Origin of the sequence: Pseudomonas savastanoi, assembly GCF_020917325.1 — a bacterium.
GTDB lineage: Bacteria > Pseudomonadota > Gammaproteobacteria > Pseudomonadales > Pseudomonadaceae > Aquipseudomonas > Aquipseudomonas amygdali.
The window spans coordinates 2,274,204-2,294,738 of the sequence record NZ_CP076652.1 but is presented as its reverse complement, the minus strand read 5'-3'; the positions used below and the strand labels follow the sequence as shown (position 1 = coordinate 2,294,738).

General features: G+C 59.1%; 18 protein-coding genes. 9 read left to right on the top strand and 9 right to left on the bottom strand.

Features of this window, described 5'->3' with window-relative positions; all coding sequences use genetic code 11:
- The first annotated feature begins 615 nt into the window (after nucleotides 1-615).
- Nucleotides 616-1,944: an MFS transporter gene (locus KP808_RS09905; RefSeq protein WP_230018295.1), complete on the top strand. Its 1,329-nt coding sequence runs from the start codon at nucleotides 616-618 to the stop codon at nucleotides 1,942-1,944.
- 779 nt (nucleotides 1,945-2,723) lie between these two features.
- Here KP808_RS09905 and KP808_RS09900 read toward each other — a convergent pair.
- The gene (locus KP808_RS09900) at nucleotides 2,724-3,611 is read right to left on the bottom strand and encodes a DMT family transporter (RefSeq protein WP_002553127.1); all 888 of its coding nucleotides are present in this window, start codon (nucleotides 3,609-3,611) and stop codon (nucleotides 2,724-2,726) included.
- Between the two features lie 260 nt (nucleotides 3,612-3,871).
- Here KP808_RS09900 and KP808_RS09895 point away from each other — a divergent pair, with 260 nt between their 5' ends.
- Nucleotides 3,872-5,128: an OprD family porin gene (locus KP808_RS09895; RefSeq protein WP_230018293.1), complete on the top strand. Its 1,257-nt coding sequence runs from the start codon at nucleotides 3,872-3,874 to the stop codon at nucleotides 5,126-5,128.
- Nucleotides 5,129-5,372: 244 nt separating this feature from the next.
- Here KP808_RS09895 and pcaC read toward each other — a convergent pair whose 3' ends face one another.
- The 8 genes from pcaC to KP808_RS09855 all read right to left on the bottom strand — a co-directional run bounded on the left by pcaC (nucleotide 5,373) and on the right by KP808_RS09855 (nucleotide 12,405).
- Nucleotides 5,373-5,771, bottom strand: coding sequence for a 4-carboxymuconolactone decarboxylase (gene pcaC / locus KP808_RS09890; RefSeq protein WP_054079414.1), 399 nt, complete (start codon nucleotides 5,769-5,771; stop codon nucleotides 5,373-5,375).
- Nucleotides 5,768-7,090, bottom strand: coding sequence for a 3-carboxy-cis,cis-muconate cycloisomerase (locus KP808_RS09885; RefSeq protein WP_230018837.1), 1,323 nt, complete (start codon nucleotides 7,088-7,090; stop codon nucleotides 5,768-5,770). The genes pcaC and KP808_RS09885 overlap by 4 nt, the downstream gene beginning before the upstream one ends.
- Before the next feature lie 63 nt (nucleotides 7,091-7,153).
- Nucleotides 7,154-8,503, bottom strand: a complete 1,350-nt coding sequence (locus KP808_RS09880) for an MFS transporter (protein ID WP_058408908.1) — start codon at nucleotides 8,501-8,503, stop codon at nucleotides 7,154-7,156.
- 87 nt (nucleotides 8,504-8,590) lie between these two features.
- Nucleotides 8,591-9,193 carry a protocatechuate 3,4-dioxygenase subunit alpha gene (gene pcaG, locus KP808_RS09875; protein ID WP_003366941.1) on the bottom strand — a complete coding sequence of 201 codons (603 nt, stop codon included), beginning with the start codon at nucleotides 9,191-9,193 and terminating at the stop codon, nucleotides 8,591-8,593.
- A gap of 11 nt (nucleotides 9,194-9,204) precedes the next feature.
- Nucleotides 9,205-9,924, bottom strand: a complete 720-nt coding sequence (gene pcaH, locus KP808_RS09870) for a protocatechuate 3,4-dioxygenase subunit beta (RefSeq protein ID WP_003366939.1) — start codon at nucleotides 9,922-9,924, stop codon at nucleotides 9,205-9,207.
- Nucleotides 9,925-10,061: 137 nt separating this feature from the next.
- The gene (pcaQ, locus tag KP808_RS09865; protein WP_230018291.1) at nucleotides 10,062-10,982 is read right to left on the bottom strand and encodes a pca operon transcription factor PcaQ; all 921 of its coding nucleotides are present in this window, start codon (nucleotides 10,980-10,982) and stop codon (nucleotides 10,062-10,064) included.
- Between the two features lie 52 nt (nucleotides 10,983-11,034).
- Complete coding sequence (locus KP808_RS09860) at nucleotides 11,035-11,277, bottom strand: glutaredoxin family protein (protein ID WP_003315616.1); 243 nt, start codon at nucleotides 11,275-11,277, stop codon at nucleotides 11,035-11,037.
- A gap of 57 nt (nucleotides 11,278-11,334) precedes the next feature.
- Entirely contained in the window at nucleotides 11,335-12,405 is a 1,071-nt protein-coding gene (locus KP808_RS09855; RefSeq protein WP_122281140.1) for an acyltransferase family protein, read from the bottom strand.
- A gap of 243 nt (nucleotides 12,406-12,648) precedes the next feature.
- On the opposite strand from KP808_RS09855, the gene KP808_RS09850 reads away from it, so the two are divergent.
- From KP808_RS09850 to KP808_RS09820, 7 genes are all read left to right on the top strand, one after another.
- Nucleotides 12,649-12,963, top strand: a complete 315-nt coding sequence (locus KP808_RS09850) for a DUF883 family protein (protein WP_002553118.1) — start codon at nucleotides 12,649-12,651, stop codon at nucleotides 12,961-12,963.
- A gap of 4 nt (nucleotides 12,964-12,967) precedes the next feature.
- The gene (locus tag KP808_RS09845) at nucleotides 12,968-13,360 is read left to right on the top strand and encodes a phage holin family protein (RefSeq protein ID WP_002553117.1); all 393 of its coding nucleotides are present in this window, start codon (nucleotides 12,968-12,970) and stop codon (nucleotides 13,358-13,360) included.
- Complete coding sequence (locus KP808_RS09840; protein ID WP_002553116.1) at nucleotides 13,357-13,713, top strand: hypothetical protein; 357 nt, start codon at nucleotides 13,357-13,359, stop codon at nucleotides 13,711-13,713. Before KP808_RS09845 ends, KP808_RS09840 begins: the two co-directional genes overlap by 4 nt.
- Nucleotides 13,714-13,886: 173 nt before the next feature.
- Nucleotides 13,887-15,218, top strand: coding sequence for a deoxyguanosinetriphosphate triphosphohydrolase (locus KP808_RS09835; protein WP_058402165.1), 1,332 nt, complete (start codon nucleotides 13,887-13,889; stop codon nucleotides 15,216-15,218).
- Nucleotides 15,219-15,467: 249 nt separating this feature from the next.
- A complete protein-coding gene (locus KP808_RS09830; protein WP_122281139.1) occupies nucleotides 15,468-15,860 on the top strand; it encodes a response regulator in 393 nt (130 codons plus the stop codon).
- A 358-nt stretch (nucleotides 15,861-16,218) separates the two neighbouring features.
- Nucleotides 16,219-16,845, top strand: coding sequence for a response regulator transcription factor (locus KP808_RS09825; protein ID WP_046719639.1), 627 nt, complete (start codon nucleotides 16,219-16,221; stop codon nucleotides 16,843-16,845).
- A gap of 56 nt (nucleotides 16,846-16,901) precedes the next feature.
- On the top strand, nucleotides 16,902-20,471 hold the full coding sequence (locus KP808_RS09820) for a transporter substrate-binding domain-containing protein (RefSeq protein WP_230018835.1): 3,570 nt from the start codon (nucleotides 16,902-16,904) through the stop codon (nucleotides 20,469-20,471).
- Nucleotides 20,472-20,535: the final 64 nt, after the last annotated feature.

The following is a 20,535-nucleotide window of genomic DNA, read 5'->3' as shown; positions in this document are numbered from 1 at the left end:
TTTTCAGCTCCTGGATGAACGCGACCTGTTTCGGTCGCGACTGGACAGCACCGCATTCCTGGCCTTTCCCGGCCTTATTCAGAGGTGCGAGTAAAGTATTTGCCTGTCAAAATACTACAGCAACATAAAGTGTACGAACCGGTTAGTTTTACGTTCGATTATCGAACAAAAGCCGTTTTACTCAATTGACGCTGTACCACGCAATGCTCAACATCAGCATCACATTGCAGGGTAGACCCGCAGTCAAACGTTTTGATCTTTTGCTTCATCAGCAGCAACCCATAACAATTCAAAAAACAGGAACATTGCTCATGTGCACCCTTCTCGCTTTGCTCGCCCGCTCGCCCGTCCGTCTCACCAGACGTCAGGTTCAACGAACTCGTCCGGCCAAAAGCCCCGCGCGGATCTGCGTCGCCTGAAACATTCCAACACACTTGCGCGGCCCAACCTGTAAATTGTCGGCCCGACGGATCGTCTCGATGAAAGCCTGAGTCAACAGGCCAGTCGAATCACGGTTCTACGACTTCACTTTACCTGCACAACGCCTGCATCGAGTGGACTTCTCAGTCCGACTGTTGCCAGCAGCACAGTCCTGGAACGGATGGTTAGAACATCATGCTTAACACCCAGACCAACCCTGTCGCCCAGGCCGCCCGTGCCGGGATGGGCGAAAAGATTCGCGGCGCACTCGCCGTGGGCAAGACGCGCTGGGGCATGCTCGCCCTAGTGTTCTTCGCCACCACGCTGAACTACATCGACCGAGCGGCGCTTGGCGTCATGCAGCCCATCCTCGCCAAGGAAATGAGCTGGACGGCGATGGACTACGCCAACATCAACTTCTGGTTTCAGGTCGGTTACGCGGTGGGCTTCGTGCTGCAAGGCCGCTTTATCGACAAGGTCGGCGTCAAGCGCGCGTTCTTCCTCGCGGTGCTGCTGTGGAGCCTGGCGACCGGCGCTCATGGCCTTGCGACTTCCGCTGTGGGCTTCATGGTCTGCCGGTTCATTCTGGGCCTGACCGAGGCTGCCAACTACCCGGCCTGTGTAAAGACCACACGTCTGTGGTTCCCGGCGGGTGAACGTGCCGTGGCGACTGGCATTTTCAACGCTGGCACCAACGTCGGCGCAATGCTGACGCCGGCGCTGCTGCCGCTGATCCTTACCGTCTGGGGCTGGCAGGCCGCCTTTATAGCGATGGGTTCGCTGGGGCTGATCTGGGTCATCATGTGGCGCCTGAAGTACTACAACCCCGAAGAGCATCCGACCGTCAGCAAGGCCGAGCTGGATTATATTAATCAGGAAGTCGAACCTGCGCCGGTCAAGGTGCCCTTCACCGGCATTCTGAAGATGCGCGGCACGTGGGCGTTCGCGCTGGCTTACGCCATTACTGCGCCGGTGTTCTGGTTCTACCTGTACTGGTTGCCGCCGTTTCTCAATCAGCAATACAACCTGGGTATCAGCGTGACGCAGATGGGCATCCCGCTGATCCTGATCTGGCTGACCGCTGACTTCGGCAGCGTGGGTGGCGGCATCCTGTCCTCCTGGCTGATCGGGCGCGGCATGCGTGCGACCACTGCGCGTCTGCTGTCGATGCTGATCTTTGCCGTCACTATCTGCAGCGTGGTATTCGCCGCCAACGCCAGCGGCCTGTGGGTGGCGGTACTGGCCATCTCGCTTGCGGTGGGTGCGCATCAGGCCTGGACCGCGAATATCTGGAGCCTGGTGATGGACTACACGCCCAAGCACATGATGAGTACCGTGTTCGGCTTCGGCGGCATGTGTGCGGCCATTGGTGGTATGTTCATGACCCAGATTGTCGGTGCCGTGTTGACCGCCACCAACAACAATTACAACGTGCTGTTCACCATGATCCCGGCGATGTACTTCATCGCGTTGATCTGGCTGTACTTCATGGCCCCGCGCAAGGTGCCGACGCTCAGCGAGTAATCGTCTGACACCGTCATAAAGGCCCGGCTCACTCAGTGACCGGGCCTTTTTGCTATTGTCCCCACGCTTTGCGCAGAGTGACGAAAAGTGCTCTCCCGGACGCCTCTCGTGGGTCTGCGACCTCAGGTGGATTGAGGTTCGACTCAGGTCACCTTTGTTATCCCAGACGCCGCTCGTTCCTCACGCTCCGCATGGGAATGCAGTTCGTGACGCTCCGCGTCACACGGCGATTCTGTGGTTTCAGGTGGATTAGGGTTCGACTCAGGTCACCTTTGTTATCCCAGACGCCGCTCGTTCCTCACGCTCCGCGTGGGAATGCAGTTCGTGACGCTCCGCGTCACAAAGCGGTTCTGTGGTTTCAGGTGGATTGGGGGTCGAATCAGGTCACCTTTTCGCCCCTCGGCGACCTACTTTGATGGGGCCAAAGTAGGCAAATCCCCTCGCTCCTGTTTCCGGCCCGACTTCGTCGGGTTCCTTCGCCCTGTCACTGATCCGGGGGTCGCCGCAACGGACCATCCATGGTCCGGTGCGGCTAGCCTGGCGTCCTGCCAGGCTACCCCCGGATCAGCGCCAGGACTCAGCCGTCACTAAGGTCGCACTCTGCGTCGTCAGTGCCACCGCGATAAAAAAGCGCTTTATCTATGCACAGTGATTGCGCGCAAGACACTACGTTGTGCTGCGGTACAGATATGACGCAGAGCGTCACGAACTGCATGCCAACGCGGAGCATTGGCACGATAGTCAGTTAGATTTGTGTATTCGTGCGAGGGAACAGCTCATCACCCACCCTTGCGCCGCTGTTGCCAAGCCGCCGCCAGGCCGCTGAGGCAGATGATGGCGATGCCTGCCTGTGCGGTCGGTGATGGCATGTGGTCGAACACCACGAAACCCAGCAGCCCGGCAAACACGATCTGGCAATAGCTGAACGGTGCGAGCATTGCCGGGGCGGCGAAGCGGAAGGCCTGGGTCAGCAGCAAGTGGGCCGACATACCACATGCCCCCAGCGCCAGCAGAAACGGCAGATGTTTAAGCGCAGGCACTTCCCAGAAGAACGGCACCAGCGCGCTCATCAACAGGGTATTGAACAGCCCGGCAAAAAAGTTGCTGGTGGTCGGGCTGTCGAACGGGCTGACCAGCCGCGTCAGGAGTTGATACAGCGCAAAGCACAAGGCTGACGACAGCGGCAGCAGAATCGCCGGGGTAAACAGCTCGCCCCCCGGATGAATGATGATCATCACCCCGATAAACCCGACAACCACCGCAACCCACTGCCCGCGCGTCACACGCTCATGCAACAACGGCACCGACAGTGCCGTGACCAGCAACGGCGCAAGAAAGTTGACCGCCGTCGCCTCTGCCTGCGGGATGAACATCAGGCTGCTGGTAAACAGCAGACTGGTGCCCAACAGCGCCAGCGCACGCAATGCCTGCAAGCCGGGACGCTTGGTACGCAGCACGCGCAACCCCGCCGATGGCATGAAGATGCAGGCCATCAGCAGCGTGTGCACCAGATAGCGCGCCCAGACCACCAGAATGATCGGATAGAAGCCGGACAGGTACTTGGAGAGTGTGTCGTGACTGGCGAACAGAAAAGTCGCCAGAAGAATGAAACCAATCCCTTTCAGGGGCTGGTTGACGCCGGACAAAGGCGTACTGGCAGTGCTCATCGCGCTTCCTTGTTCAAGTTTCAGCAGCCGGACGCCATGGCCGAAAACGCCAGAGCACGTTGCCTATATTTACAGAGCCGTATCAACAGACCAGTGAGCATCGCACAAGCGTTTGCAACGTCCCCTACAAAATGTTCGAACCGGTTCATTAACGTTCGATTATCGCCCGAAACAGTTGTTTCACAATTGCACGGCACCTTCCGGCCTTTCACTATCGTAGCCAGCTACACGACTCAATAACTACAAAAAAGGTCTGTTCCATGCGCGCCAATTCCTCCTGCAAACTCCTTTGCGGTCTGTCTGCGGCCATTGCTGCAAACCTGACACCCATCAGCAGCAACGCTGCCGGGTTCGTCGAAGACGCCAAGGTCAATCTGAACCTACGCAACTTCTACATCAACCGCAACTTCGTCGACCCGGCCAATGCGCAGAACTACGCCGAGGAGTGGACGCAGAACTTCATCCTCGATGCCCGCTCCGGCTTCACCCAAGGCACCGTTGGCTTTGGCGTGGATGCACTGGGCCTCTACTCGCTCAAGCTCGACGGCGGCAAGGGAACGGGCGGCACGCAATTGCTGCCGATCCACAGCGATGGACGCCCGGCAGACGACTTCGGTCGACTGGCCGTGGCGGGCAAGGCGCGCTTCTCGAAGACCGAATTGAAGGTCGGCGAGTGGATGCCCGTGTTGCCGATCCTGCGCTCGGATGACGGCCGCTCGCTGCCGCAAACCTTTCAGGGCGGGCAGATCACCTCCAAGGAGATCGACGGCCTGACCCTGTACGGCGGTCAGTTCCGTGGCAACAGCCCGCGCAACGACGCCAGCATGGAAGACATGTCCTTGAACGGCCGCTCAGCGTTCACCTCAGACCGTTTCAACTTCGGCGGCGGCGAGTACGTTTTCAACGACAAACGCACTCAGGTCGGGGTCTGGTACGCCGAGCTTGAAGACATCTACCACCAGCAATATTTCAACCTGCTGCACAGCCAGCCGCTGGGCAGCTGGACGCTGGGTGCCAACCTTGGCTACTTCCAGGGCAAGGACGATGGCCAGTCGCTGGCCGGGGATCTGGACAACAAGACCTGGTCAGCGATGCTCTCGGCACGGCACGGCGGTAACACCTTTTACCTGGGTTTGCAGAAGGTCAGCGGCGACAGCGCCTGGATGCGCGTCAACGGTACCAGTGGCGGGACGTTGGCCAACGACAGTTACAACTCCAGCTTCGACAACGCCAGGGAGAAATCCTGGCAGTTGCGCCACGACTATGACTTCGCAGCCTTGGGCGTGCCCGGCCTGACCCTCATGAACCGCTACATCAGCGGCGACAACGTGCATACCGGCGCCATCACCGACGGCGAAGAGTGGGCACGGGAAACCGAGCTGGCGTACGTGTTCCAGAGTGGCGCGTTCAAAAGCCTGTCGCTCAAATGGCGCAACTCGACCATGCGTCGTGACTACAACACCAACCAGTTCGACGAAAACCGCCTGATCGTCAGCTACCCGCTGTCGCTGCTCTAAAAACAAAGAACGCCGCCACGGTTGATCACTCATCGTTATACAGAAATCCAACTGACTATCGTGCCAACGCTCCGCGTCGGCATGCAGTTCTGGACGCTCTGCGTCCTCTTTGTGGCGCTACGCGCTGGTTCTGCGAGTCAGTGAGATTCAGGCCCGACTTCGTGATAAAACAGCGCTTTCATATGGGCAGTGAACGCGGGTAAGGCATGACATTTCGCTGCAGCGCTCCTTGTCATGCGACTTTTCAATCCTCCTTCAACGACTCCACCCCCATTTCATCCCATACCGCTTCAGCCAGGTGGAACGTCGCATTGGCGGCCGGAATGCCGCAGTAGATAGCGCTCTGCATCAGCACTTCCTTGATCTCTTCACGGGTCACGCCGTTGTTTTTTGCGGCCTTCAGGTGCAGGCGCAATTCGCCCTCGCGATTCATGCCGATCAACATCGCAATGGTAATCAGACTGCGGGTATGGCGTGGCAGCCCCGGACGGGTCCAGATATCACCCCAGGCGTGACGGGTAATCATCTCCTGGAATTCTTCATTGAACGGCGTCAGTTTGCTCAGGCTGTTATCGACATGCGTATCGCCCAGCACCGCACGGCGCACCTGCATGCCGGCTTGGTAACGTTCGTCTTCGGTCATCGGAAAATCCTTGTGTGTTCAGCCACGGCACGCTCGACCCATTGTCGGGCCTGGCCAAGGTAATGGGACGGATCAAGCAGACGATCCAGCTCGTCGGAAGAAAACTGCTCGCTGACTTGCGGGGTTTCGCCAAGCACCTGACGCAAAAGCGCGCCCTGCTCTACCGCACGACGGCAGCACTGCTCTACCAGATGGTGGGCAGCGTCGCGCCCGATACGCTGAGCCAGCGCAATGCTCACTGCCTCGGCGAGCACCAGTCCTTTGGTGGACTGCAGATTGATCGCCATGCGCTCGGCATCGACCTGCAGGCCGGGTAGCACCTGCAACGCCTGTTGCAGCGAACCGGAAACCAGGCAACACAGCTCCGGCAAAGTCTCCCACTCGGCATGCCACAGGCCCAGACTGCGTTCATGCTCCTGCGGCATGGCCGCGAACATGGTGGCGACCAGCCCCGGGGCGCGGGTGGCTGTACTGATCATGACGGCAGCGCCAACCGGGTTGCGCTTGTGTGGCATGGTCGAAGATCCGCCCTTGCCCGGCGCCGAAGGCTCGAAGACCTCGCCCACTTCGGTCTGCATCAGCAGGCTCACGTCGCGCCCCAGTTTGCCGAGGCTACCGGCGATCAGGCCCAGCAGACCGGCAAACTCTACCAGTCGGTCACGCTGGGTGTGCCAGGGCTGCTCGGGCAACGCCAGTTGCAATTCACCGGCCAGCGCTTCGGCCACCGAAAAGGCCTGATCGCCCAGCGCCGCGAGGCTGCCGGAAGCACCGCCGAACTGCAGGCACAGCAGGCGTGGTTTGATCTCGTTCAAGCGCTGTCGATGACGAGTGACCGCGCCCAGCCAGCCGGCGATTTTCATCCCCAGGGTGACCGGCGTGGCCTGTTGCAGCCAGGTGCGTCCAGCCAGCGGCGTGCCAGCATGACGCTGTGCCTGCTCAGCCATCGCATCGGCCAGTCGAGCAAGATCATGCTCAAGCAGTACGATGGCTCGACGCAGTTGCAGGATCAGACCGCTGTCCATCACATCCTGACTGGTCGCGCCCATGTGCACGTAGCGCTCGGCTTCAGCGCTGCGTGCGGCAATCTGTTTGCCCAGCGCCTTGACCAGCGGAATCGCCGAATTGCCGGCGCTGCCGATGGCCATTGCCAGCGCGTCGAAATCGAACAGCCGTGCGTCGCAGCTCAGCTCGATGTCGGCGACCACCTCGGGCGGGATCAGGCCGACGCGTGCCTGTGCCCGCGCCAGCGCAGCCTCGAAATCGAGCATGCCCTGTACCCGGCCTTCATCCGAAAAGATCTCGCGCATTTCGGGTTGCATGAAGTAGGCATCGAAAAGTTGATTGCTCGCTCTGTTCACATCACCACTCCAGATTGAAAGGTTTCAGGTAGCGTCCGAATGACTGACCCAGCCCTTGATCAGTACCGCTATCGCGGCCAGGGCGGCCGGGACCACCAGCGCCGTCAGCACTTGCTCGAAGCTCCAGCCAAGGCCCAGCAGGGTGGCACCGGCCCAGGCACCGAGAATGGCACCGAAGCGACCTATCCCGAGCATCCACGACACCCCCGTTGCACGCCCCTGAGTGGGGTAGAAACGCGCCGCCAGCGACGGCATTGCCGACTGCGCACCGTTGATGCACATCCCGGCCAGCAGCACCAGCGTGGCCAACAGGGCGACATTGCCCAGACTCTGCCCGACCAGCCAGGCGAACACCCCCGCCAGCGCATAGGCCAGACCAATGACCTTATGCGGGTTGTAACGATCCATTGCCCAGCCGACTCCCACTGCACTCAGTACCCCGCCGAATTGGAACAGCGCACCGATGAACGCCGATTGCTCCATGCTCGCGCCACTGTCGCGCATCAACGTCGGCAGCCAGCTGGTCAACAGGTAGACGATCACCAGGCCCATGAAATACGTCAGCCACAGCAACAGCGTGCCAGCGCTGTATGTACCGGAGAAAATCACTTTCAGCACGTTGCGGCTACTGACCGTTTTCTGTTCAGGAACGCTGAAATCGGTGATGCCAGCCAGCGCCTTCGGCGCAATCGGTGCCAGCACTTTGCGAATCCGCTCTGCACCGCGATTGCGTACCACCAGAAACCGCGCCGACTCCGGCAGCCAGACCATCAGCACCGCCGCCAGCAGGATGGGCAGGATACCGCCCAGCATCAACAGGCTGTGCCAGCCCATGCTGGGGATCAGCTTGGCTGAGACAAAACCGCCGCAGGCCATGCCCAGATTGAAACCGCAAAACATGCTCGTCACCAACAACGACTTGAGCCGTTCCGGGGTGTATTCCGACAGCAACGTGGTGGCATTGGGCATCGCGGCACCGAGCCCCAGCCCGGTGAGAAGGCGTAATACCAGCAGTTGATCAATGTTGCTGCTGTAGGCAGACGCCAGGCTGAACAGACCGAACAGGAATACCGCGACCACCAGCACCACCTTGCGGCCGAACCGGTCGGCCAGCGGGCCGGAACCCAGCGCACCGAACACCATGCCGATCAGCGCGGCACTCATCACCGGCCCCAGACTGGCCCGATCGATTCCCCAATCCTGGCTGAGCGCGGGTGCAATGAAGCCCATTGCGGCGGTATCAAGACCGTCGAGGAACACGATCAGAAAACACAGCGCAACCACTCGCCATTGATAGCCGGACAGCGGTTGCGCATTGATGAAGGCCTGAACGTCGAGCGTACTCGACGCAGGGCTGCTGGCGGAAAGCGTCATGAAGGTGTCCTTTTATTTTTATAGGGTCGCCTGCCGATGCAGGCGCCTTGAAACGCACGCACATTGATTTCTGAATCGACAAGCGATTCAGAAATCGAAAAACACTGTCTCGCCTTCACCCTGCACACGGATATCAAAACGATAGGCCGTCTGCCCCTCGTGCGTGCAACGGCGCGCCACCAGGGTTTCGCGACGCGGGGGCTGCTCGATCAGATTGAGCACCGGGTCCTGCGCATTCGCCTGGGCTTCGTCATCGAAATACAGCCGCGTCTGCAGATGAATATTGATACCGCGGGCAAACAGCGAAACATTGATGTGCGCCGCCATCGGCACCCCGGCCGCATTACGTGCCGAGCCTGGCTTGATGGTCTTGAGGATCCATTGGCCATCGTCCGCGGTAGCTGTGCGACCAAAGCCGTTGAACGGCCTGTCCGGGTCGAATTCGCTGTGATACGCGCCTTGATGGTCGGCCTGCCAGAATTCCAGATACGCATCGCGGATCAGATGACCGTTGCCGTCGAAGACGTTGCCCAGCAGCACGATATGCTCGCCCGGCGCCTCGGGCCTGGCCATCTCGTTCCAGATTTCCAGCTCGCGGGTCGGATTGCCGGCCACCTGTGGTGCAAGACCGATGTGGACGTAAGGGCCAGCGGTTTGCGAAGGGGTTTCCTGCAGCAATTGAACGGGCATGTCGGGCCTCCTCAGCAATTTTCGAAGTGAGTCTTGCGCTGGCCGCGCAACACGATATCAAAGCGGTACGCCAGGCAATCCATAGGGTTGCCCATGCCCAGGTCAAGCCTGGCAATCAGGCTCTGCACGGCGTCCGGATTGGCGATGGCCTTGACGATCGGGCAGATCGGAATCAGCGGATCGCCTTCGAAATACAGCTGGGTGATCAGGCGTGTGGCAATCGACGGGCCGCTGATCGACACATGAATGTGCGCCGGGCGCCAATCATTGGGACCGTTGCGCCACGGGTAAGGGCCTGGCTTGACGGTGCGGAAGCTGTAATTGCCTTCGCTGTCGGTCAGTGCTCGCCCTACGCCGCCAAAGTTGGGGTCGATGGGTGCCAGATAAGCATCGCGTTTGTGGCGATAACGCCCGCCGGCATTGGCCTGCCAGATCTCCACCAGGGTATGCGGAATAGGCTTGCCGTACTGATCACAGACCCGCCCGGCCAGCAGGATGCGCTCACCGATGGGCAGCCCGCCGTTGTTGAAATTGAGCAGCAGATCGTTGTCGTGCTGGCCAAACTTCAAATGCGAGAAATCCGGGCCGGTGGTCTCGGAAATGGACTGCGGGATACTGACCAGCGCCTGACGCGGCGAGCGCAGGATCGAGGTCTTGTAATCAGGGGTGAGAGCTTTTGGATGCCAGTTTCGGTCACGAATGACGAAGCGGCTGTTGTCCGCGGCAGACATGGCGTTCTCCTCGTTTTTCTTATGGGGCGCGCAGGCGTGGGTCACATGCGCTACAGGCTGCGGCGAAGTGTCGCGCGATCCATGCTTACAGAGAACTGAAATAAACCCCATGATCCATAACCAATTGGTTATGGATGCTAGACGTTGCGATAGGCTTCTCCAAGGCTCCGCAGTTCGTCCACGCACCACTGCGCTGCGCGCGTGAGTGGCAAGGCCGGGTTGCTGCACAAACCGACCGAACCACCCGGCTCACGAATACCCATGTCCAGCTCCACCAGCGTGCCGCCTTTCAACTCCAGCGACACAGCATCCAGTGGCGCGATCCACACCGCATCGCTGCACTGCACATAGCGGCGGCTCAGGGTGAGCGAGAGTGTTTCAAGGCGCTGACGTGGCATGCGGATACCGCACTGTACGAACAGACTGTCGGCAAACTTGCGGATGGTGGTGCCCGCCAGCGGCAGCACCAGCGGGAATTGCTCCAGACTTTCAGGCTTGAGCGGCGCGGCCAGTAACGGGTGATCGTTGCGCACCACCAGCGTCATCGACTCGTTGTACAGATGCTCGAACGTCAGGCCCTGAATCTGCGGGCTGTCTGTCATGCGCCCGACCACCAGATCCAGTTCCCCTACCCTCAATTGCGACAGCAGATACGCGCTGGGCCCGGTCATCACGCTGACGATCAGCGCGGGGTGGCGCTCGTGCAGACGATGGACCACCTCCGGAACCAACAGGCTTTCAGCCGTGGACAGCACGCCCAGCCGGGCGGTGACAGTTTCGTGCTCCCCCGAGCGCAGGCTGCTGACACCTTCACGCAGGGCCTGGACGCTCGGCCCGGCGAAACGCATGAATGCCACGCCCGCTTCGGTCAGCGCCGCACCGCTCTTGCTGCGCACAAACAAGGTGGTGGCCAGCAGGGTTTCCAGTTCCTTGAGACTTTTTGACAGCGCAGGCTGACTGATCGCCAGAACGTCGGAGGCACGCGCCAGGCTGCCCTGCCGGGCCACTTCGAGAAAGCAGACCAGGTGGCGAAATTTGATGCGTGTATCGATATTCACTGCGCGTCGTGTCCGGTAAGTGAAAGGGAATGCAGCTCAACGACAAGGCAGCTCAGCGGCTCAGAAACGACGCCACCTGAGGCGCGTCAAATGGCCAGTCCAGCTCATCACCCGTGTCGACTCGACGCAACACCGGAACGCGCAACTCGTAGCGCTCAAGCAGTTGCTCATCCTCGCAGATGTCGACCAGCTCAACCAGCAGGCCGTGCTCGATGGCGAACGGCAGTAAAACCGCTTCGGCAACCTCGCACAGCGGGCATCCCAGGGTGCTGAACAGCTGGCATTCGGGCGGCATGAATTGATCCTCGGCAAATCCTCTACGACCGAAAATTATTCTAGGCGCACCCGGGGATCACGTCGACATCCGGAAATGCGTCTTGCTGAACGCGTTGGCGCGGTCCAATACCGGTTTCTCGAAACAACGGTAACCGACCCAGCCGTAACACACCGCTGCCGCCATCATCAGCAGCGCGAAAAACAGGTTGTCCAGATAGCTTTCGGGCCAGGCACCGACCAGGCTCCACACCCGCCCGATCACCCCCAGCACCAGCAGATGAGACAGGTAGATCGTGTAGGACATGTCGCCCACAGCGACCAGAAACCCAGGCACAACCAGTTGTCGACGCCGTTCAAGCAGGGCCAGGGTCAGCACCAGCAGGCCGAACGTCCCTCCGACCATGAGCATGCGCAGCAAGCCCTGACTGTCGTATAACCGGAAGTAACCGATCAGGGGCACACCCAGCAGCAATGCACCACCCAACGACGCAAGGACGGCAGCTGTCGGCACGCGCGCGCTGTGCCGACCATAAAAGAACAATGCCAGCGCTGCACCAAGAATGAATTCAAGGGCATAGGGATGCAGGATGATCTTCAGTGCGGGCGAATAGTCCTGCCAGTCGGCCAGCACGTTGAACACAACAATGATCAGCGCCCAGCCGCCGAGCAAAAGCGGCACGCTGCGTTCACGAAACAACAGAAAGCCTGAGTACACGACGTAGAACCACAGTTCGAACAGCAGCGACCAGGCCACCATCACCAGCAGCACTTTATCGTTGGGCAGCAGCAGGAACGACATGAGCAAGTTGGAAGACCCATGCCCGCTGTTGACCATGCCCGGCTGCACCAGGTACACCGCCAGCGTAATGAAAAAGTACAGCCAGTACGTGGGGTAGATCCGCGACACCCTGTTGAATAGAAAGCGTCGCGCCTCGACCCCGCTCTGGAAACGGCCACGGCTGACAATCACCATCACGAAACCGCTGATGACGAAAAACAGATCGACACCCAACTGAAAAAAATCGAGCAGCGGCGGCAGAAGGATGTCGCCACCGGAAAACTTGCTCTCTACCGACATCATGTGAAACAACACCACACCAAGGACAGCTATGCCCCTGAGCCCCTGCAGGGAATACAGCCGCTCCATGCCTCTCTCCATTCAGCTCTTATATCGCGCGCCATGCACGTGATCACGCGTGTGGAGCATAGCCAATGGCCAGAAATACGGAACCCCAATCTTCAACACGTTGCGGTTTTTCCTGACAGATACTTTTGGAGTAAGGTGCAGCGGCAGCGCACAGCCTGATTGGACACCAGACGGCAATCGAAGTGAACCTTCAGGAATCACCTGTACTCGAAACATCCATATGCCACCCAAACGGAGAAAATCATGGCCCGCCAAACCGCACAGAATGCTCAGGAAATCCTGAGAGCCGACTTCCAGGTACTGGTTGCCGACACTGAGAAATTGCTGGCGCATACCGCATCGCTGGCAGGTGATCAGGCCGATGAACTGCGTGCCCAGATTCGTGAGAGCCTGCTACGTGCCAAGGAAACCCTGAAGACCACTGAAGACTCGCTTCGCGAGCGCGGTGAGGCTGCTGTGATCGCGACCGAAGATTACGTTCAGAACAACCCCTGGCAATCAGTCGGTATCGCCGCAGGTGTCGGCTTTCTGATCGGTCTGCTGGCTACAAGGCGCTAACATCATGACTCTGGGAACGGAATCAGCACCGCCCGAGGGAACTCCGGGCTCTTCACCGCGGCGTCTTGGCGCTGCATTCCTTGGCCTGCTGCACACGCACGTCGAACTGTTCGGCATCGAATTGCAGGAGCAGAAGGCACGCACCGTGAGCCTGCTGCTGTTCGCGGGACTGGCGCTGGTTTTCGGTCTGCTGCTGCTCACCGGGCTCTCGGCCTTGTTGCTGATCGTTCTGTGGGACAGCTATCGCCTGGCGGGTATCGTCGGCCTGTGCACGTTCTACCTGCTGGCCGCCATCTTCTGCGGGTTGCGCCTCAAGGCCGCGATTTTCGATGAGTCGTCGCCATTTCACGCAACCCTCGAAGAGCTGGCCAACGACCGCGAGCGATTGATGCCATGAGTGAACCCAAGTCGCACCAGAGCAATACCCGTCGGGAACTGCGCAAGGCGTTGATCCGCCTGCGCATGGAGATGCACCGTCAGGAAATTCGTCACGAATCGACGCAACTGTTACAGCCGTTGCAACGCTTTCGCGGGATCCGCCATGACTGGAAAAGCGCGCTCGGCTTTCGCCACGCGCCACTCTGGGGCGTGGGCTCGGTCGCCCTGCTGGGGTTTCTGAGCGGCAAACGTGCCAAGACCGGACGCACCAGCCTGCTGGGTCGCCTGTTGAAGCTCGGCATCACGCTGACGCCACTGATCAAGGTCGCCATGCAGAGTCGCGCCATTCAGAACCGCAACCGCAGGCTCTGATTACGCCAGACTTTTTGCGTGAATCGAACCTCGCGACAAATGCCTGCTCCGGTGCTCCGGGGCGGGCATTTGCTTTTTAACAGCCCCTGTTTCTCTCTGTCCGCGCGTCAGGCCTTGCGGCAGGCGTGCCGAACCGGGAAGCTACAGCCAACATTACTGACGGAGTGCACGCCTTGGATTGGCAAACCCTGCTTAACCGCGAACGACTTGGCAAGACCCTGCACAGCCCCGAAGAGCTGGGACGCAGTCCGTTTCACAAGGACCATGACCGGATCATCTTTTCCGGTGCATTTCGCCGCCTGGGACGCAAGACCCAGGTCCATCCGGTGTCCAGCAACGACCATATTCATACCCGTCTGACTCACTCGCTGGAAGTCAGCTGCGTCGGCCGCTCACTGGGCATGCGCGTTGGCGAAACCCTGCGCACTGCCCTGCCCGACTGGTGCGAACCGAGCGACCTGGGCATGGTTGTACAATCTGCCTGCCTGGCACATGACATAGGCAACCCTCCGTTCGGCCATTCGGGCGAAGACGCTATTCGCAACTGGTTCAATCAGGCTGCCGGACGTGGCTGGCTCGACGCGATGAGCGAGACCGAGCGCAATGACTTTCTCAATTTCGAGGGCAATGCCCAGGGATTCCGAGTCCTTACGCAGCTGGAATACCATCAGTTCGACGGCGGCACTCGCCTGACCTACGCCACACTGGGCACTTACCTCAAATACCCGTGGACCGCGCGCCACGCAGACTCGCTGGGCTACAAGAAGCACAAGTTCGGCTGCTATCAGAGCGAACTGCCGATCCTTGAGCAGATCGCTGGCAAGCTGGGTTTGCCGCAACTTGAGGAACAACGCTGGGCGCGCCATCCACTGGTCTATCTGATGGAAGCCGCCGATGACATCTGTTATGCCCTGATCGATCTGGAAGACGGCCTGGAGATGGACCTGCTGGAGTACGCGGAAGTTGAGTCACTTCTGCTTGGACTGGTCGGCGATGATCTTCCGGAAACCTATCGGCAACTGGGCCCTGGCGACTCACGGCGGCGCAAGCTGGCCATCCTGCGCGGCAAGGCCATCGAGCACCTGACCAACGCAGCGGCCAGAGCATTCGTCGAACAACAGGACGCCCTGCTTGCGGGCACGCTGCCCGGGGATCTGGTGGAACACATGCACGGTCCGGCCAAGCGCTGCGTCCTGAACGCCAAGGACATGGCGCGCAAGAAAATCTTTCAGGACAAGCGCAAAACGCTGCATGAAATAGGCGCCTACACCACCCTGGAAATTCTCCTCAACGCTTTTTGCGGTGCAGCGGTCGAACAGTTTGGCGGCAGGACGCCGTCCTTCAAGCATCGACGTATCCTCGACCTGCTGGGCAACAGCGCGCCGGATCCCAAGGCACCGTTGCATGCCTCGTTCCTGCGCATGATCGACTTCATCGCCGGCATGACCGACAGCTATGCCAGTGAAATGGCCCGGGAAATGACCGGCCGCTCCGGACAGATTTAGCCTTGATAGACCAGCCGAGTACCTGAGCGCAGGCAGATACAACGCTGGTCATACCTGATTGCCCTGCAAAACTCAGACAGGCCCTACATGCATGTCAGACGAGTCCTATCGCAGCTTTTCTTGCATCCCTCAATAATTACAGCCACTTCAAATGCCACTCCGGCTCGTCATCCATCCGCCTGCGATACTAACGGTCCGCACGCCGTCTGCGAGGCCTGAACCTCTCGCCAGGGCCTTTCCGGAAAACTCATGTCCACACACAGCCTGCGCATCCTCCTGGTGGAAGATCACCCGTTTCAACTGATCGCCACTCAGGTGCTGCTCAACAATCAGGGCTATTTTCTGCTGACTCCCGTCCTCACCGCCGCAGAGGCCATGGCCGCCATGCAACGCAGCCCGGAGCCCTACGGGCTTTTACTGTGCGATCAGTGCCTGCCGGATATGTCAGGCCTTGACCTGATCGACGAGGCGACCCGTCAAGGCTTGTTACGCCGGGCCATTCTTCTCAGCGGCCTGCCCGATGTACAGCTTGAAAACATTCAGCAACTTGCCGCGCAGCGCGACCTGCCTCTGCTCGGCTGCCTGAGCAAACCCCTGCATGGCCCTGACCTCAGTCGCTTGCTGGGACACGGTCCTGAGTGACATCGACAAATCCTGCTTCAAGCGACTTCAGAAATGTCTGGCAACTATGTAAACGTCAATTGATACAAAACCGCGTCGTTTGTGAATTCACGTTCAGTCTCGTAGGAAATCATCAACGCACATGAATGATGATTCCATAAAGTAATAAACACCCCGTGCCTCAATAACCAAATACACACTGAAATAAGCGTTAACGTTTAAACACACTTGTGTTCAACGTAGGCTTTTACGTACTCCGATACGCTAATTATTGTAGGACTTTTCCTATATATGCCTGCCGAGCAAGTCTCTTTATGTGCCTGCCCGAACATCTGAGCTAAGGTGCGCGCTTTCTTCACTGCTTGTTATGGAATGGAATATGAACTCAGTTTTTATCATCGACGACCATCCGGTTATCCGGATGGCGGTCAGAATGCTTCTGGAAAACGAAAATTACGAAGTGGTGGGCGAAACCGATAATGGCGTCGACGCGATGCAAATGGTTCGCGAATGCATGCCTGACCTGATCATTCTCGACATCAGCATTCCCAAGCTCGACGGCCTTGAGGTACTGGCGCGCTTCAATACGATGGGGCTGTCCTCCAAGATTCTGGTGCTGACGTCGCAAACCCCCAACCTGTTTGCCATTCGCTGCATGCAATCGGGTGCCTCGGGTTATGTGTGCAAGCAGGAAGACCTTAGCGAGCTGCTCAGTTCGGTGAAAGCGGTATTATCCGGCTACAATTACTTTCCCAGCCAGGCGTTGACGTGCGCAGTTCGTGAAGATGGACAGACCAACGAGCTGGAGCTGTTCAAGTTGGTCAATGACCGCGAACTGATGGTATTGCAGTTATTTGCCCAGGGCCGTTCCAACAAGGAAATAGCCAAGGGTATGTTTCTCAGTAACAAAACCGTCAGTACTTACAAAACGCGACTGATGCAAAAACTAAAAACAAGAACCTTGGTAGAACTTATCGAGATGGCAAAACGCAACGCGCTAGTGTGAGAAAACGGATGCCCAAGCGCTTCAGACAATTATTAATACTGGCCACAGGCCTGTGCATGGGCTGGAGTGCTCAGGCCAGCCTTTATGCGGCCGAACATTACACACTGCTCGGTCGCTCAAGCCCGGCGCACATGGACGTGAAGCTGGACAGCAGCCAATGGCAATGGGTACGCGGTCAACGTGAACTGACTCTCGGCATCTCGAACCCCGATTACCCGCCCTTCGATATCACGATGTCAGGCAACGACTACGAAGGCATCACTGCCGATTACGCAGGCATCATTTCGGATGCGCTGGACCTGCCGGTCAGGGTGCAGCGTTTCGAAACCCGCGATGCAGCTATCAAGGCCCTGATCACAGGCCAGGTCGACCTGCTGGGCACTGCCAACGGCTTTGAAGCGGTTGATCGCAACATCAGACTGTCACAGCCCTACTCGGTTGATCAGCCCGTGCTGGTCACTCGGGTCGGAGACACGCGGCCCCTCAATGAGGGCCTCAAAGGCATGCGGCTGAGCATGGTCTATCACTATCTGCCACCCGCAGAGGTCGAGGCGATGTACCCCGGTGCAACACTGAAAACCTACCCCTCGTTTCAGAACGCCATCAACGCCGTAGCCTTCAACCAGGCCGATGTCTTTCTGGGCGATACGATTTCCACCCAATACATCATCAACAAGGGCTATCTGAACAACGTGCAGATGTCGAATTTCGGCAAGCACGAGCCCAATGGCTTCAGCTTTGCCGTCAGCAATGAAAACACACAATTGCTGGGTGTCATCAACCAGACACTGAAAGCAATTCCGGTCGATGAGCGCATCAACATTTCCAGGCGCTGGAGCACCGGCAGCGACCTGATGCTCACCGACCAGAAGCTGCAACTGACGCAACGCGAGGAACGCTGGATCGCTCAGCACCCGACCGTACGCGTGGTAGTCAATGAAGCGTACGCACCACTGACCTTCTTCGACGCCAAGGGCAACTTTCGCGGCATCACCGCCGACCTGCTTGAACTGGTCCGTCTGCGTACCGGGCTCAGGTTCGACGTCAAACGCTCGCCCAGCCTGACCGACATGCTGAACCAGGTTAGCGAGGGCCAGGCGGACCTGATCGGCGCGCTGGTGTCCAGCGATGAGCGGGAAGACCGCCTGAGCTTCAGCCGGCCCTATATCGACAATTCGTTCGTGCTGGTCACCCGCAAGGATCAGGGCTCGCCCAGCTATCTGGAGCAGATGGACGGCAAACGCCTGGCAATCACCCAGGGCAGCCCGATGCTGGACTGGCTGCGCCGCAAATATCCCAGAGTCGTACCGCTGGAAATAGACAACCCCTTCCAGGCGCTGGACATGTTGTCACTGGGCAGAACAGAAGGCGCGGTCATCTCGCTGCTCAGTGCAGACTACTTTCTGTCTTCAGGCATCTTCGAGGAGCGCCTGCAAATGACCGCCACCATCGGCGAAGACCCGGCGCTGATTTCGATGGCGACCTCACGCAATGCCATCGAGCTGAGTTCGATTCTCGACAAGGCGCTGGCAAGCATCGCGCCGCAGGATCTGGCGGCGATCAACAATCGATGGCGCGCCTACACCCCTTCAAGCGCCAACTGGCATGACTACGAACGCCTGATCTATCAGATTCTGGTCGGTGCAGGCCTGTTGCTGCTGGGCCTGCTGGCCTGGAATGCCTGGATGCGGCGGCAGATACGGCAGCGTGAAGCGGCGGAACGGGCGCTGGGCGACCAGTTCGAATTCATGCGTGCACTGGTCGAAGGCACACCCCATCCGATCTACGTGCGCGATCGCGAAGGCATGCTGCGCATGTGCAATGACAGCTACCTGAGGGTTTTCTCCGCGCAACGTGAAGACATCATCGGCAAGAGCGCTACCGAAGGTGTGCTGGGCAATGCCTTTGAAGCACGGGAATACGCTGCCGACTATCAACGGGTCATGGCCAGCAACACTGCACTGATCCTTGACCGCCCCCTGCGCATTGGCGACCGGCAGATGACCATCTACCACTGGATCCTGCCCTTTCGTGACTCTCTGGGCGAGGTACAAGGCATCATTGGCGGCTGGATCGATATCAGCGAGCGTCGCCAGCTTATCGAAGACCTGCAGGCCGCCAAGGAACAGGCTGACGCTGCCAGCCGTGCCAAGAGCACCTTTCTTGCCACCATGAGCCATGAAATCCGTACGCCCATGAATGCAGTGATCGGAATGCTGGAGCTGGCGCTCAAACGTGCCGATCATGGCGAGCTTGACCGTTCCGCCATAGAAGTCGCCTACAGCTCGGCCAACGACCTTCTGGACCTGATCGGCGACATTCTCGATATCGCACGCATCGAATCCGGGCGGCTTTCACTGAACCCGGAGCGGGCGAACCTGCGTCGACTGGTAGAGTCGGTGCTGCGGGTATTCGACGGTCTGGCTCGCCAGAAGGACCTTGACCTGGTGCTGGAACTGGACAGCCGAATCACCGCCGATGTGCTGATCGACCCGCTGCGCTTCAAGCAGATACTGTCCAACCTGGTGAGCAACGCCATCAAGTTCACCCCGATGGGACGGATCAGGATCGTGCTGCAGGCAGCAGAAAGCCCCGACCCGCAGTTGCTGCACCTGCACATCACCGTTCAGGACAGCGGCATAGGCATCAGCACTGAAGACCAGCAGCGTTTGTTCAAGCCCTTTGCCCAGGCCGATAACACCGGGCAAATGGCGCGTACCGGTGCAGGGCTGGGCCTGGTGATTTGCCGCAACCTGTGCATGATGATGGGCGGCAACCTTTCGCTCGACAGCACACCGGGTCAAGGCACCCGGGTCAGTATGAATCTGGTGCTGACCACACTTGAACCGCTGAGCGGCCAGCCCGTCGCTAAACCACCGATAGCTGTGGCTCACCAGACGCTACGGATCCTGATCGTCGACGACCATCCTGCCAACCGGCTGCTGCTCTGCCAGCAGCTTGGTTTTCTCGGTCACCATTGCGAAATGGCCGAAAACGGCGCGCAGGGGCTTGAGCACTGGAAGACCGATAGCTTTGATCTGGTGGTTGTCGACTGCAACATGCCGGTCATGAACGGCTATGACATGACCACGGCAATCCGCGCGATTGAAGATGCAGACGGCCAGCCACGCTGTCCGGTCTGGGGTTTCACGGCCAATGCGCAACCTGATGAGATCGAGCGCTGCCGCGCAGCAGGCATGGACGACTGCCTGTTCAAACCCATCAGCCTTTCGATGCTCAGCGAACGGCTGACAGCCATTTCGCCACAGGCGCGCACACCTCTGCCGTTCAGCCTCGACAGCGTCAGCAACCTGACCGGTGACCGCCCGGAAATGGTTGAACGCCTGCTTGCGCAGCTCCTGCACAGCAATCACGAGGACCGGCTGTTGCTGGCCAGACTGATACCGGAAAACAATCGCAGGAAAACCCGCGACCTGGCCCACAGGATCAAAGGTGCCGCACGAATCATCAGCGCTTCAAGGGTGGTCGATGCCTGCGATGCGCTTGAACAGGCCTGCGAAGCGGACACACCGGATGAACAGTTCCATACCTGTCAGCAGGTTGTGGAGCTGGCGATGATCGAGCTTGAGGACGCGCTGATTCTGCAGCAGGCGAAACCTGACTGAAGGTGCTTCAAAGAAGGTATGGCGAAGGGGGAGCAGCAAGGGAGGCAGGCGCTGGCCTGCCTCC

Coding starts and splice junctions, on each gene's coding strand:
- KP808_RS09885 (WP_230018837.1), bottom strand. CDS start 7,090: ATGCAACCCGAAATGCGCGAGATCTTTTCGGATGAAGGCCGGGTACAG.
- KP808_RS09905 (WP_230018295.1), top strand. CDS start 616: ATGCTTAACACCCAGACCAACCCTGTCGCCCAGGCCGCCCGTGCCGGG.
- KP808_RS09895 (WP_230018293.1), top strand. CDS start 3,872: ATGCGCGCCAATTCCTCCTGCAAACTCCTTTGCGGTCTGTCTGCGGCC.
- pcaG (WP_003366941.1), bottom strand. CDS start 9,193: ATGCCCGTTCAATTGCTGCAGGAAACCCCTTCGCAAACCGCTGGCCCT.
- KP808_RS09850 (WP_002553118.1), top strand. CDS start 12,649: ATGGCCCGCCAAACCGCACAGAATGCTCAGGAAATCCTGAGAGCCGAC.
- KP808_RS09830 (WP_122281139.1), top strand. CDS start 15,468: ATGTCCACACACAGCCTGCGCATCCTCCTGGTGGAAGATCACCCGTTT.
- KP808_RS09825 (WP_046719639.1), top strand. CDS start 16,219: ATGAACTCAGTTTTTATCATCGACGACCATCCGGTTATCCGGATGGCG.
- KP808_RS09880 (WP_058408908.1), bottom strand. CDS start 8,503: ATGACGCTTTCCGCCAGCAGCCCTGCGTCGAGTACGCTCGACGTTCAG.
- KP808_RS09820 (WP_230018835.1), top strand. CDS start 16,902: ATGGGCTGGAGTGCTCAGGCCAGCCTTTATGCGGCCGAACATTACACA.
- KP808_RS09900 (WP_002553127.1), bottom strand. CDS start 3,611: ATGAGCACTGCCAGTACGCCTTTGTCCGGCGTCAACCAGCCCCTGAAA.
- pcaC (WP_054079414.1), bottom strand. CDS start 5,771: ATGACCGAAGACGAACGTTACCAAGCCGGCATGCAGGTGCGCCGTGCG.
- KP808_RS09860 (WP_003315616.1), bottom strand. CDS start 11,277: ATGCCGCCCGAATGCCAGCTGTTCAGCACCCTGGGATGCCCGCTGTGC.
- KP808_RS09845 (WP_002553117.1), top strand. CDS start 12,968: ATGACTCTGGGAACGGAATCAGCACCGCCCGAGGGAACTCCGGGCTCT.
- KP808_RS09855 (WP_122281140.1), bottom strand. CDS start 12,405: ATGGAGCGGCTGTATTCCCTGCAGGGGCTCAGGGGCATAGCTGTCCTT.
- pcaH (WP_003366939.1), bottom strand. CDS start 9,924: ATGTCTGCCGCGGACAACAGCCGCTTCGTCATTCGTGACCGAAACTGG.
- KP808_RS09840 (WP_002553116.1), top strand. CDS start 13,357: ATGAGTGAACCCAAGTCGCACCAGAGCAATACCCGTCGGGAACTGCGC.